General features: G+C 64.5%; 11 protein-coding genes. 6 read left to right on the top strand and 5 right to left on the bottom strand.

Annotation, left to right across the window (positions count from 1 at the left end; all coding sequences use genetic code 11):
• Positions 1 to 15: 15 nt before the first annotated feature.
• The 5 genes from NCT05_RS33210 to NCT05_RS33230 are packed head-to-tail and all read right to left on the bottom strand — an operon-like array spanning position 16 to position 5247.
• Positions 16 to 774: an SDR family NAD(P)-dependent oxidoreductase gene (locus tag NCT05_RS33210; protein ID WP_250504287.1), complete on the bottom strand. Its 759-nt coding sequence runs from the start codon at positions 772 to 774 to the stop codon at positions 16 to 18.
• A gap of 27 nt (positions 775 to 801) precedes the next feature.
• Entirely contained in the window at positions 802 to 1557 is a 756-nt protein-coding gene (locus tag NCT05_RS33215) for an SDR family NAD(P)-dependent oxidoreductase (protein ID WP_250504288.1), read from the bottom strand.
• Positions 1558 to 1575: 18 nt separating this feature from the next.
• On the bottom strand, positions 1576 to 2946 hold the full coding sequence (locus tag NCT05_RS33220) for an MFS transporter (RefSeq protein WP_250504289.1): 1371 nt from the start codon (positions 2944 to 2946) through the stop codon (positions 1576 to 1578).
• Positions 2947 to 2982: 36 nt separating this feature from the next.
• Positions 2983 to 3864, bottom strand: coding sequence for a polysaccharide deacetylase family protein (locus tag NCT05_RS33225; RefSeq protein ID WP_250504290.1), 882 nt, complete (start codon positions 3862 to 3864; stop codon positions 2983 to 2985).
• Positions 3865 to 3903: 39 nt separating this feature from the next.
• Entirely contained in the window at positions 3904 to 5247 is a 1344-nt protein-coding gene (locus NCT05_RS33230) for an amidase family protein (protein WP_250504291.1), read from the bottom strand.
• A 304-nt stretch (positions 5248 to 5551) separates the two neighbouring features.
• Here NCT05_RS33230 and hydA point away from each other — a divergent pair, with 304 nt between their 5' ends.
• The 6 genes from hydA (at position 5552) to NCT05_RS33260 (ending at position 13219) form a co-directional block, all read left to right on the top strand.
• Entirely contained in the window at positions 5552 to 6997 is a 1446-nt protein-coding gene (gene hydA, locus NCT05_RS33235) for a dihydropyrimidinase (RefSeq protein WP_250504292.1), read from the top strand.
• A 51-nt stretch (positions 6998 to 7048) separates the two neighbouring features.
• Positions 7049 to 8689 (top strand): ABC transporter substrate-binding protein, encoded by a 1641-nt coding sequence (locus NCT05_RS33240; protein WP_250504293.1) that lies wholly within the window; start codon positions 7049 to 7051, stop codon positions 8687 to 8689.
• 72 nt (positions 8690 to 8761) lie between these two features.
• Positions 8762 to 9802: an ABC transporter permease gene (locus tag NCT05_RS33245; protein ID WP_250504294.1), complete on the top strand. Its 1041-nt coding sequence runs from the start codon at positions 8762 to 8764 to the stop codon at positions 9800 to 9802.
• Entirely contained in the window at positions 9799 to 10641 is an 843-nt protein-coding gene (locus NCT05_RS33250) for an ABC transporter permease (protein WP_250504295.1), read from the top strand. The genes NCT05_RS33245 and NCT05_RS33250 overlap by 4 nt, the downstream gene beginning before the upstream one ends.
• Complete coding sequence (locus tag NCT05_RS33255; protein WP_250504296.1) at positions 10638 to 12302, top strand: ATP-binding cassette domain-containing protein; 1665 nt, start codon at positions 10638 to 10640, stop codon at positions 12300 to 12302. Before NCT05_RS33250 ends, NCT05_RS33255 begins: the two co-directional genes overlap by 4 nt.
• On the top strand, positions 12299 to 13219 hold the full coding sequence (locus tag NCT05_RS33260) for an NAD-dependent epimerase/dehydratase family protein (protein ID WP_250504297.1): 921 nt from the start codon (positions 12299 to 12301) through the stop codon (positions 13217 to 13219). The genes NCT05_RS33255 and NCT05_RS33260 overlap by 4 nt, the downstream gene beginning before the upstream one ends.
• Positions 13220 to 13228 lie beyond the last annotated feature (9 nt).

The raw sequence follows: 13228 nt of genomic DNA on the forward strand, positions 1-13228 counted from the left end.
CGCTGACTCCTTTCGTCAGGGCATGACATCGCCGGAATTTGGGCCGAGTGTCTGGCCGACGAACAGGTTGCCGCCGGGATCGGACGCGAGCAGCACCGCCGTGGGCGCGACTTCCTCCGCGTGGCCGAAGCGCCGCAACGGCAATTCCTTCGATTTCGCTTCCTTCCACGCTGCGCTGATGCCATCCACGAGCGGCGTCTCGATAGGACCCGGCGCAATCGCGTTCACGAGTACATTGTCGGGCGCAGCTTCGAGCGCGAGCGACTTCGTGAAGCCGATCACGCCCGCCTTCGCCGCCGAATAATGCGTGAGTTCCGCGCCGCCCTTGATGCCGAGCTGCGACGCGACGTTGATGATGCGCCCCCAGCGTTGCGCCGTCATCGACGGCAACGCGCGGCGCGAGCACAGGAACACGCTGCGCAGATCGACGCGCAGCATATCGTCCCACATTTGCGTGGTGAGGTCCGCGCAGCGCGCCTGCGTCAGCATGCCCGCGTTGTTCACGAGAATGTCGATGCCGCCATACACCGCGATGCATCGATCGACGATGCCGTGCGCGCCCGCTTCGTCGCCCACATCGGCGATGACGGTGTCCACCTGCGCGCCGCTCGCGCGGCACGTTTGCGCGTGCGCGGCGAGGCGCGCTTCGTTGAGATCCGCGAGCACGAGGCGCGCGCCGGCCTGCGCGTACGCCAGCGCGATCGCCGCGCCGATGCCGCTGGCCGCCCCGGTGACGACCGCGCGGCGGCCATCGAGTGAGAATGCCGATGCCATATCGTTGAGCGTCCTGTATGCGATGAATCAGCCTGGCCAGCGGACCGTCAGCCCGCCGTCCGCGATGATCGACTGGCCCGTGATGTACGACGCGTCGTCGCTCGTGAGGTAGCGAATCAGCGAAGCAATTTCCTGCGGCCTGCCCACGCGCCCGAGCGGAATGCCCTTCGCCGCTTCGCGCAATCCGTCCGGGCCGAGCGAGTTCACGGCATCGAGCGATTGCGGCGTTTCGATGAGCCCCGGAATCACTGCGTTGCAGCGGATGTTGCGGGGCGCGAGTTCCATCGCGATCGCGCGGCACAGACCGGGCACGCCGGCTTTCGCCGCCGAATAGTGCGTGTGGTTCTCCCATCCGTACACGCCGCCCGCGATGGACGACACCGCCACCATCGCGCCGCCGTCCGGCATGTGGCGCGCCGCCGCGCGGAACGTGCGCATTACCCCGGACAGATCGACATCGAGCATCTGATGCCATTGCGCGTCACTCATCTCCGTCAGCGGCGACGCGCGCAGCAGCCCCGCATTCGCCACCGCGTAATCGATGCGCCCGAAGCGCTCCATCGCGGCGTTCGCGAAGGCTTCGACCTGCCCGGCCTGCGTGACGTCGACCGCATGCATCAGGCACTCGCCTCCCGCTTGCTCGACGGCATGCGCGGTGGCTTGCGGATCGTGCGGATCGCCGGGGAAATAGCCGCCCGCGACCGCCACGCCGATCTGCGCGTACGCCACCGCCAGCGCCTGCCCGATACCGCTCGCCGCACCCGTAATCAAGGCTACTTTCACAGCATTCCTCCAGTCGGATTATTTGTTTTCGGCGGGATCGACGTGCCGCGCGAACAGAATCAGCACGCCGGACAGGAAACACGGCACGGCGCCGAACCACAGCGCCGCGTGCAGCCAGTCGCCGCCGTAGTTCAGCATGGAGGTGACGCCGACGCCCGCGAGAATCGCGCCGATGGGGCCCATCGCATGGACGATCGAACTGCCGGTGCCGCGAATCACCGTGTGGTAGCTCTCGCCGATGAAAAACAGCGCCGCCGAATACGGTCCGATCAGGAAGAACAGCCCCAGGCTGTATAGGGCGACCACGACGCCCGCGCTGCTCGGCCCGAACAGCATGCCCGCGAAAGCGAGCCCCCCGCACATCCAGCCGATGGCGAGCGTATTGCGCCGCCCGATCTTGTCGCCGATGAAACCGTGGCTCAAATACCCGCAATAGCCGATAACGTTCGACAGCACGAGAATCAGCAGCGAGTTCTCGAAGGACACGTTGTGCACGCGCGTCAGCACCGTGGTGCCGAGCACGCTGAAGACCTGAATGGCCGACCAGTTCAGCAGAATGCCGCCGCCGAGCACGAGCGTCGCGCGCAGCGCGCTGCCCCGGAAAGCTTCGGCGAGACCGGCGCGGGCGTGTTCTTCGTAGTCGACGGAGTGGGTGTTCGCGAGCGAGCGCGCCTCGCCGTCCTGCCCCGCTTCGCGCAACTGCTTGATGCGCTTGTGCAGCAGGAATTGCGGGCTTTCCTTGAGCCGCCGCGTCATGAAGAAAATGACGATGGCCGGAAACGTCGCGAAGATGAAGCAGCCCTGCCAGCCTATGCGCGGCAGCAGCAGCGCCGTCAGGCCCGAGGCGATCAGCGCGCCGATCGGCCACCCGCCTTGCACGAGGCTATAGATAAAGCCCTTGTTGCGATTGAGCTTCGGATCGTTGGCAGCCGAATACAGTTCGTTGAGATACGTCGCGTTGACGGTTTCCTCGGCGTAACCGAGACCCGAGAGCGAGCGGATCAGCACAAGCGGCACCTGTCCCATCGCGCCACCGACGACCGTCAGGCCCGAGCACACGGCCGCGCCCGCCACCGTCCACAGGAGTCCCGCCTTGCGGCCGAGCCGGTCGAGTAACGGCCCGATGGCGAACGCGATCACCGCCGTGCCGATGGCGACCAGCGTGGCGATCTCCGCCTGCGCCGCCGCGTCCCAGTTGTAGTGCTTGCCAATTTCCGGCAACAGCGTGCCGAACAAAATGAAGTCGTAGACGGCAAATACCCATGCGAAGAACGCGACGACCGTCGCCCGCTTCACATCGGACGGCAGAATCTGTTCGAGCCTGAAGCCCGAAGCAGACAACGGATTCTCTTTCATCGTGTTGCTCCTCTGGAGCTCGGGAGTGGACATGGTCGGGACTCGTGTCGGTCGGTTGTCGGGTCGAGGTCAGGACTGGCGGGGATGACGCCGCAGGAAGTCGTCGGCGATTTCATCGCAGGTGCAAAAGCGCACGCCTTCGTGCTTGCGGAAGTGCGCAATCAGGCGTTCGAGCATCAGCAGCACCTGCGGGCGGCCGGAGACGTCGGGATGGATCGTGATCGGGAACACCGCGTAATCGTGTTCGCGGTACACCCAGTCGAACTGGTCGCGCCACATTTGCTCGATATCCCGCGGATTGACGAAGCCGTGGCTATTGGGCGCTTTCTTGATGAACATCATCGGCGGCAGGTCGTCGAGATACCAGTTGGCGGGAACCTCGACGAGACTGGTTTCGCGGCCGCGTTGCAGCGGCTTCATCCATGTGTCGGGATGCTTGCTGTAGTCGATCTTCGTCCACGAATCCCCGACGCGCACGTAGTACGGGTGATAGTCGTTGTGCATCAGACTGTGGTCGTACTTGATGCCTTTCTTCACCAAGAGTTCGTTGGTCACGTTGCTGAACTCCCACCAGGGCGCGACATAGCCCGTGGGCCGCTTGCCGCTGAGCTTCGTCACCAGTTCGATGCTGCGGTCGAGCACCGCCTCTTCCTGCTCGGGCGTCATCGCGATCGGGTTTTCGTGGCTGTAGCCGTGGATACCGATCTCATGTCCCGCGTCGGCGACCGCCTTCATCTGCTCGGGGAACGTTTCTATCGAATGTCCGGGAATGAACCACGTCGTCCTGATCTTTTCACGCTCGAAGAGCTTCAGGAGGCGCAGGGAGCCAACCTCGCCAGCAAACAGGCCGCGCGAAATGTCGTCGGGCGAATCCTCGCCGCCGTATGAGCCGAGCCAGCCCGCCACCGCATCCACGTCGATGCCGAATGCGACCAGAATTTCCTTAGCCATCTTGATGTTCTCCTTTGAGCGATTGAGCGATTGAGCGATTCAGTTCGGACCGACCGTCTGCTCGACGGCCAGCGCGAGCGCGATGAGCGCATCGTCGTCGTGTTGGGCGCGCATGAGTTGCACGCTGGTGGGAAGGCCCGCGGCGTCGACGCCGGTGGGCATCGCGAAAGCGGGCGTATCGAGCAAGCTGCCGGGCATCGTCATCGACAGCGTCTCAAGGTTCACCCGGGCGAAGCGCTCCGGATCGGCTTCGAGCGGCGCGCATTCCGGCGCGACGTGCGGCACCGTCGGAAGCAGCAGCGTCGCGCCCGCGAGTTCGTCGCCGAACTGGGCGATGAGACGCTCCCGGTCCGCGAGCAACTCGTCAAGACGCGATGCAGGCACACCGCGGCTTAGTTCGAGCCGCGTGCGCACGCGCTGGTCGATACGCCCGGCATCGGCAGAATCCAGCACGCCGCGATACGTCTCGAAGGCTTCGAGCGATCCGAACCAGCCGCACGCGCGGATGAGATCGCAGGCGGCGTCGAAGGCGACGACCGGCGTCGCGTCGATGCGCGCGCCGGCTTTCGCCAGTCGAGACAGGAAGCGCATGAAGTTGCCCGCGACTGCGTCGGTCACCGCGAAACGCGCCTGCCATCCGGTCGGCACGACAAAGCGCTGGCCGCGCAGATCGGCCAGCGCGCCGATGGCTTCGCGGCCACGCACGACCGCGTCGAACGCGGCGCAGTCGGCGGCTGTGCGGGCGAGCGGGCCGATGGTGTCGGCCGACCGCGACAGGCCGGTCATGCCCTGCTGCGGATAGCGCGCCCGGCTCGCGCGATAGCCGACGACGCCGTTTAGCGCGGCGGGCACGCGGATAGAGCCGGCGGTATCGGTGCCGACGGCGATCGACACAACGCCCATCGCCACCGCGATCGCCGAGCCCGACGACGAGCCGCCCGGCGCGCGATGTCCGCCATCTGCGACGGTTGCATCGAAGACGGGATTGAAGGGCGTGCCGAAGTGCGGGTTCAACCCGAGGCCCGAGTACGCGAATTCACTGAGGTTCGTCTTGCCGATGCCGACCAGTCCCGCGCGCACGCTTGCCGCGACGAGCGACGCATCGGCAGTTGCTGGAGCGCGGGCGCGGAACAGCGCCGACCCCGCCGTCGTGACGCTTCCCGCGACATCGAAAAGGTCCTTCCACGCGACCGGCACGCCGTCGAGCGCGCTCGCGGGACGTCCGTCGCGCCAGCGCGCGGCTGCGGCGCGGGCCTCATTTACTGCGCGGACTTCGTCTATGGAGACGAAGCAGCTGTTGGCACCGCGCGCGGCAGCAAGCGACTGGCGCACGACGTCTTCCACATGCGCGCTTCCGTCCGCATACGCGGCGGCAAGCGTCACGGCGGACGCTGTCTGGGGAGGCTGGCTCGGCAATCGAAGGTCCTCGCGAAAATGTACTTCGTCAACAACATACGTTTACGATGCAAACACCAAAAAAAAACAGCAACTGAGGGATTACCCTTAGTTGCCGCTGGAGAGTCGAGTTTGCGGTCGCAGGTTGCGACGGCTCTCTGCTCGCCCCATCCGCGAATGACGAACACCGATCTAGTCAACATCAATGTCAACAACAAATTTATTTTTGACATTTATTTTGACGCATTAGCCTAAGTTGCCATGTCAACAACGAATCTGACAACGGGCCTCCATGAACGCAGTTTTCGACCTCATCGTGCGCAACGCACAAGTCGCGACAGCGAGCGATACATTCCTGACCGACATCGGCGTACGCGACGGCCGCATCGCTCAAATGGGGCTTTCGCTCGCCCCCGGCAAACGTGAAATCGACGCGGGCGGCCGCGTCACGACGCCCGGCGGCATCGACGCGCATTGCCACCTCGATCAGCCCATCGCGCCGCCCGCTCGCATGACCGACGACTTCGAGTCCGGCACGCGCTCCGCGGCATGCGGCGGGACCACCACCATCATCCCGTTCGCCGCGCAGCACAAAGGCGGGACGCTGCGCGCGGCCGTGGAGGACTATCACCGGCGGGCGAACGGGCGTGCGTGCATCGACTATGGTTTTCATCTGATCGTGTCGGACGCGACACCGGACATCATCGCGAATGAGCTGCCGCAACTCATCGCCGAGGGCTATACGTCGTTCAAGATCTACATGACGTACGACGATCTGAAGCTCGACGACGGCCAGATCCTGCGTCTGCTTGCCCTCGCCCGCGCACATGGCGCAATGGCGATGATTCACGCCGAAAACAGCGACTGCATCGCCTGGCTCACGCAAAGCCTGCTCGACGCGGGACTCACTGCGCCGCGCTATCACGCGGCATCGCGGCCGATGCTCGTCGAGCGAGAAGCGACGCATCGCGCGATCAGCCTGGCCGAACTCGTCAACGTTCCGATGCTGCTCGTGCACGTATCCGCGCGGGAAGCCGTCGAGCAGATTCAGTGGGCGCGCAACCGTGGCCTCAAGGTGTTGTCCGAGACCTGTCCGCAATATCTCTTTCTGACCGCCGAGGATCTCGGCATCGACGACAGCTACGAAGGCGCGCGATGCGTATGCAGTCCACCGCCGCGTGACACCGCGAGTCAGCAGGCCATCTGGGCAGCGCTCGCGGACGGCACCTTCACGATTTTCTCGTCGGACCACGCGCCGTTTTCCTTCGACGACCCGCACGGCAAAAAGCCCGACGGAGAGGAGGTTGCGTTCCCGCACATTCCCAACGGGATTCCGGGTATCGAGACGCGTTTGCCGCTGCTGTATTCAGAGGGCGTGATGACGGGGCGCATTTCCGTCAACCGCTTCGTCGAGCTGACCGCGACGAATCCGGCAAAGACCTACGGCCTGCATCCGCGCAAAGGGACGATCGCGATCGGCTCGGACGCCGACTTCGTGATCTGGAACGAGCGACCCGGCGACCCGGTTGCGCTCACCAACGCGATGCTGCATCACGCGGTGGATTACACGCCGTACGAAGGCCGCGCGCTCTCAGCGTGGCCGGGCTACACGGTGGCCGGTGGCGAAATCGTGTGGGACGGCGAGCGTTTTCTCGGTACGCCCGGACGCGGACGCTTTCTCGCACGCGGTCTGCCGACCATTGTTCCAGGCAGGACCGCCGAACGCGCGGCGCGCTGATCTTCAAGTCTCCAACGCCATTCGTCTCACTCTTCACGCAAGGAGCGTGTCATGTCGCAATCGTACGAAGCAGCCCGCGCGTCAGCATCGGCGCGAGCGGGTTCCCTCGGGTTTGGACGGCTCATCGCGGCCGCCGTCGCAATCGGCATCGCTGCGGGCGCGATACCCGTGCATGCGCAGGGCAACAACGCGATCCTCGTCGTGGCTGGTCCGCGCACGCCGGAATCGCTCGATCAGGAATATCCGCCGACTGAAGCAGGCCACGAAGCGCGCCGCAACATCTACGAACGGCTGCTTTCGTACGAGACGAAGCCCGGCGAGAACGGCGTCACGGTGGAAGATTTCAGCAAGATCCGCGGCGCGCTCGCGGAGAGTTGGGAGACGTCGCCGGACAAGACTTCGATCACGTTCCATCTGCGTCGCGGCGTGAAAAGCTATGTGGGCAACACGCTCACCGCCGACGACGTCATGTGGACCTTCGAGCGCGGCTGGAACCTCAAGGCGACGTTCCGCTGGTACATGACGCAGGTGCTGAAGATCAGCGACTTCAAGGCCGCGTTCCAGAAGATCGACGATCAGACGGTCAAGGTCACGCTGCCGAAGCCTTCGCCGCTGATCGAGCGCATCTGGGTGAACAACGATCTCGGAATCATCGATTCGGTCGAGATCAAGAAACACGTCACCTCCGACGATCCGTGGGGTTCGCGCTGGCTCGCGAGCCATTCGGCATCTTTCGCACCGTATCAGGTGACCAAGTACGCGCCGGGCCAGGAAGTCGTCTACGACGCGAACAAGAACTACTATCGTGGCGCGCCGAAGCTCACGCGCATCATGTTCCGCGAAATGCCGACGTCCGCGAACCGCCTTGCCGCGCTGCAGGCGGGCGCGGTCGACGTCGCGGAATGGCTCGCGCCGCGCGAGCAGACCACGCTCGACAAGATGCCGGGCGTGAAGGTCTGGAAGGTGTACGGTAACTACATCCAGCGCGTGGAGATGAACAACAACACCGCGCCGTTCAACAACGAGAAGGTGCGTCAGGCGCTGAATTACGCGGTGCCGCGCGAGCAGATCCTGAAGTCGGTGTTTTATGGCACGGCGCGGCCGACAAAAAGCCCGGTGTCGGAGATCTATCCGGCCTATACCGATCAGTACTATCACTACACCGAAGACCTCAATAAAGCACGTGCGCTGCTGAAGGAAGCCGGTTATGAAAAGGGCTTCAAGACGCAGCTCGGCTACCCGACCGGCGACCAGACCGAGGAAGAGCTCGCAATCATCCTAAAGACCGCGTTCTCGAAGATCGGCGTGGATGTCGAATTGCAGAAGCTGCCGGCATCGACGCTCGTCGAGCGCTATTCGAAGGGCACGATCCCGATGTACTTCTTCCGCGACATGGCAATCGTCCCGGACGCCGCCTACGTGACGAACCTGTGGCTCAATAGCGCATCGCTCATCAACTACTCGCACTACAAGAACGCCGAAGTCGATTCGCTCATCAACGAAAGCCTTTCCATTACCGACGAAGCGAAGCGCACGACCGAGATGCATCGCGTCCAGGAACTCGTGATGAACGAAGCGCCGTGGGTCTTTCTGATCAATCCGGGCTACCAGCTCGCCACGCGCGCGAACGTCAAGGGCTATAGCTGGAACACGACCAACGGCAACACCTGGTACGACTTTTCCAAGAACTAAGCAGCACCGGCGCGCGCACACCGGCCTCCTCGGGCGTGCGCGCGGTTCATTCCTTCACCGAGGACCAGTGCGATGTCTCTCTTCACTGCATGGCGATTCGTTCCGCGCCCGTTGCGCATCGTCATCGCGCGGATCGGTATTCTCGTTCCGCAGATGTTCGGCGTGATGTTCGCGACGTTTCTGCTGATTCGACTGCTGCCCGGCGATCCCGCCCTGTTGATGCTCGGCAACATGGCGACGCCCGAAGCCATTGCTTCGTTGCGCGAGCGGCTGCATCTGAACGGCAGCGTCTGGTCGCAGTTCGGCGGCTATGTGTCGGCGCTGATGCACGGCGATCTCGGCACCTCGATGTTCACGTCGAATCCCGTGACCGTCGACCTGCTGCAACGCGTGCCCGCGACGCTCGAACTCATCGTCTACTCGATGATCCTGACCGTGGTGCTGGGCGTCGGCATCGCGGTGACATCGGCGGTGCGTCCCGGCGGCATCGTCGATCGGGCGAGCCGCGTGTATGGACTCGCTGCGGGCGCCATCCCCGATTTCTGGGTCGGCCTACTGTTGATCTACACGCTGTTTCATCTCGCCGGCATTGCGCCCGCACCGTTCGGACGCGTCGATTCGTTCGTCACGCCGCCGCCGACGGTCACGGGCTTCTACACCATCGACAGCGTGATCGCCGGCGACTGGGAAGCATGGCGCTCGTCGGTATCGCATCTGTGGCTGCCGGTGCTCACGCTCACCATCGTCAACATGGGCGGCCTGATGAAGCTGACGCGCGCCACGTTCGAGGGCCTCTACAAGAGCGAGTTCATCCGTCACGGACGCGCATCCGGTCTTTCCGAGCGCACGCTCGTGCTGAGTGCGCTGCGCAACAGCCTGCCTCCTATCATCACGATGATCGGCTTTCTGTTCGGCTTCCTGCTGGGCGCGGCGGTGCTGGTGGAGACGATCTTCGCGTGGGGCGGCCTCGGCCAGTACGCGGTCCAAGCGGTGATGAACAGCGACTATCCCGCGCTGCAGGGCTTCGTGCTCGTGGCCGCCGCATTCATCCTGCTCGTCTATACCGCCGTGGATGTGCTCTACGGCCTCGCCGACCCGAGGATCGAGATATGAAACCGCTCTTTTCCCTGCGTGGCCGCGCGAATGCAACGCTCGTCATCGGGCTCGCGCTGCTCGCGCTGCAGATCGTGCTGATCGTTTTCGCGCCCGTCATCGCGCCGCACTCGCCGATCGACGCCGATCCGTCCAACATCCTGAAGCCGCCGTCGTGGCGCTACTGGTTCGGCACGGATGTGTCGGGCATGGACATCCTTTCGCGCGTGATCTACGCGACCCGCATCAACTTGCTCATCAGCGTCACGGCGGTGGCCATCGCCTTCGCGATTGGCGTGCCGATCGGGCTTTTCATCGGCTATTACCGAAACCTGGTGAGCACGCTCGTGATGCGTGTATTTGACTTCATCCAGTCGTTTCCGGTTTTCGTCATCGGCATGGCGCTCGTGTCCGTCATGGGTCAGGAAATCTGGAACGTCGCGATCGTGCTGGCCGTCCTTTTCATACCGATGTTCGCGCGCCTGATCCGGGCTGAAGTGCTGTCGTTGCGCGACCGGCCCTTCATCAGCGCGGCGGTGTGCAGTGGCGCCACCGATAAGGCCATCATGTTCCGCCACATCCTGCCCAATGCCATCACGCCTGCCATCGTGCAGATTTCCATCAGCATCGGCATGGCCATTCTGCTGACGGCAGGGCTCTCGTTCGTCGGCGCGGGCGTGCGCATGCCGACGCCCGAGTGGGGCCTGATGGTCGCCAATGGCGCGCAGCAGATGATTCTCGGCGTCTGGTGGGCAGCGCTCTTTCCGGGCCTCGCCATCATCGTCTCGGTGCTGACCTTCGCGATTCTCGGCGATGCCGTCAAGCGTCTCTCCGATCCCGTCACGCGAGGCAAGTCATGAGCAGCTCGCTCTCAACTTCATTGCTCGAAGTCGACAACCTGAGCGTCGCCTTCGACGACGCGCCGTCCCGGCACGTGCTCGACGACGTCAGCTTCGCGCTGCGCAAGGGCGAAATCCTCGGCATCGTCGGCGAAACCGGCGCGGGCAAGTCGGTGCTGGCGCGTTCCATCATCGACCTGTTGCCGGAGGGCGGCCGCGTGGTCGGCGGCCGCATCGTGCTCGACGGCAAGTCCGTGCTGGACATGTCCGCGCGTGAAAAGCGCGGTTATCGCGGCGGCGATGTCGCGCTGATCGGCACGAACGCGAAAATGCTGCTCGATCCTGTCGAGACGGTCGGTGCGCAGATCGTGCGCGTGCTGCGCGTCCATAAGCGCATCGGCCGGAAAGCGGCGTGGCGCGAAGCCATCGAACTATTCGAACAAGTGGGCATCGTCAATCCGGAAGCGCGGGCCCACGCGTATCCTCACGAACTTTCGGGCGGCATGGCGCAGCGCGTGGTGATCGCGATGGCGCTGATCGCGCAGCCGAGGGTTCTCCTCGCCGACGACGCGACGCTCGGGCTCGACGCGACCATCCAGTTGCAGGTGCTCGACCTGCTCGCGAGCAAGGCGCGCGAACTGGGTCTCAGCGTCGTGATGGTGACGCACGATCTGGGCATCGTTGCGAACTACTGCGACCGCGTTGCCATCATGAAGGACGGCCAGTTGATCGAGCTCGCGGACGTCGGCCCGTTCATTCGATCACCGTCCCGCTCCTACAGCCGCGAGTTGCTCGATGCCGCGAAAGTGCGTCCCGCGCCGCGCGGCGCGCAAGCCGCCGGAGAGCAAGCCGCGCAGACGCCGCGTCCACTGCTGGAAGTCGAGCATCTGGTCAAGACTTTCGTTTCCGACCGCAATCACGCCGTGGTGCGCGCGATCGACGACGTCTCGTTTTCGATCGGACGGGGCGAGACGCTCGCGCTCGTCGGCGAAAGCGGCTCGGGCAAGACGACGACCGGGCAATGCCTACTGCGTCTGCTCGACGCGGACTCGGGTGTCGTGCGCTTCGACGGCGTGAGTACGCTCGACATGACGCCTCGCGCGTTTCGCAGCGTGCGGCGACGGATGCAGATGGTGTTTCAGGAACCGTATGTGTCGCTGAATCCGCGCTGGCAGGTGCGCGATCTGATCGCCGAGCCGTTCGCACTCGGCGACAAGCTGAGCCGCGCCGATCGGGAGGCGCGCATTCTGCATTTGCTCGATCTCGTGAATCTTTCGCGGCGCCGCGCGAACGCGTATCCGCACGACCTCACGGCGGGCGAGCAGAAGCGCGTGGGCATTGCGCGCGCACTCGCCGCGAACCCCGATTTCGTCGTCTTCGACGAATGCACGACCGCGCTCGACATCCGAGTGCGCGCACAGATCATCGACCTCGTGCGCAATCTTCAGCGCGAGATGGGCCTGTCCGCACTTTTCATCACGCACGACCTGAACTCGGTGCGCTCGCTCGCGCACTATGTCGCGGTGATGCGGCACGGAAAGATCATCGAGACGGGCACCGCCGACACCGTGTTCGAGCGGCCCGTCGAGGATTACACGCGCAAGCTGTTGCAGGCCGAGCTTCCGATCGAGGAAGTGGCGAAAACCGTTCATCATCTCGACGTCGCAGGGGCACGACAATGAGCCAGCCGCAAAAAATCTTGGTGACCGGCGCGGCCGGTCTCGTCGGACGCGCCGTGTCGCATTTGCTGCACGCACGCGGTGACGCGGTGATTGCGGTGGATCGCGAGGGCGGACTGCGCATCGGCGAGATGACCGTACTGGAAGGCGACTTGCGCAACGTGCATCGGCTGCATGCGCTCGCGCGCGACGGGCTGGATGCCGTCATTCATTGCGGCGCGTTTTCCGGGCCGATGGTCGCGCGCGACGATCCCGTCGCCATGTTCGATGTCAACATCGGCGGCACGGCCAACATGCTCGAACTCGCACGCATCCACGGCGCGCGGCGCTTTGTCTATTGCTCGTCGACGAGCGCTTACGGCGATACGCCGCCCGGCCCCGTGAAGGAGGACGTGCCGATGGCGCCGGCGAGCCTCTATGGCGCGAGCAAGGTCTGCGGCGAGCAACTGGTCAGCGCCTACGCGAAGCAATACGGCGTGGACGGCGTGAGTCTGCGTCTGTCGTGGGTTTATGGTCCGCATCGCACCAACGACTGCGTGATTCGCCGCATGCTGACCGACGCAATGCGCGCGCAGCCGACGCGCGTGCCGTTCGGCGCAGACTTTCATCGCCAGTACATCCATGTCGACGACGCCGCCGCCGCTCTGCTCGCGGCCCTCGACGCGCCCGTGCTTCGCCGGCGCGTCTACAACATCACGGGCGGCATCCGACTCACGCTGGGCGAAGTGGCGGAGGTCGTGCGCCGTGTGATGCCCGACGCCGATATCGAACTCGAACCCGGGCCCGATCCGCTCGACGAACTTCAGGAGCAGTTCGACATCTCGGCCGCAGCCACCGATTTGGGTTTTCGCCCACGCCACGACATCGAGACCGGCATCCGGGCGTATGCGCAATGGCTTGCCGAAGCAGCCGCCCGCTGACGCGGCGCC

Origin of the sequence: Caballeronia sp. AZ7_KS35 (genome assembly GCF_023631045.1) — a bacterium.
In the GTDB taxonomy this organism is placed as follows: domain Bacteria; phylum Pseudomonadota; class Gammaproteobacteria; order Burkholderiales; family Burkholderiaceae; genus Caballeronia; species Caballeronia zhejiangensis.

Excerpts from the sequence above, each read along its gene's own strand:
- NCT05_RS33220 (WP_250504289.1), bottom strand. The coding sequence starts at position 2,946 with ATGTCCACTCCCGAGCTCCAGAGGAGCAACACGATGAAAGAGAATCCG.
- NCT05_RS33245 (WP_250504294.1), top strand. The coding sequence starts at position 8,762 with ATGTCTCTCTTCACTGCATGGCGATTCGTTCCGCGCCCGTTGCGCATC.
- NCT05_RS33255 (WP_250504296.1), top strand. The coding sequence starts at position 10,638 with ATGAGCAGCTCGCTCTCAACTTCATTGCTCGAAGTCGACAACCTGAGC.
- NCT05_RS33210 (WP_250504287.1), bottom strand. The coding sequence starts at position 774 with ATGGCATCGGCATTCTCACTCGATGGCCGCCGCGCGGTCGTCACCGGG.
- hydA (WP_250504292.1), top strand. The coding sequence starts at position 5,552 with ATGAACGCAGTTTTCGACCTCATCGTGCGCAACGCACAAGTCGCGACA.
- NCT05_RS33260 (WP_250504297.1), top strand. The coding sequence starts at position 12,299 with ATGAGCCAGCCGCAAAAAATCTTGGTGACCGGCGCGGCCGGTCTCGTC.
- NCT05_RS33250 (WP_250504295.1), top strand. The coding sequence starts at position 9,799 with ATGAAACCGCTCTTTTCCCTGCGTGGCCGCGCGAATGCAACGCTCGTC.
- NCT05_RS33225 (WP_250504290.1), bottom strand. The coding sequence starts at position 3,864 with ATGGCTAAGGAAATTCTGGTCGCATTCGGCATCGACGTGGATGCGGTG.
- NCT05_RS33240 (WP_250504293.1), top strand. The coding sequence starts at position 7,049 with ATGTCGCAATCGTACGAAGCAGCCCGCGCGTCAGCATCGGCGCGAGCG.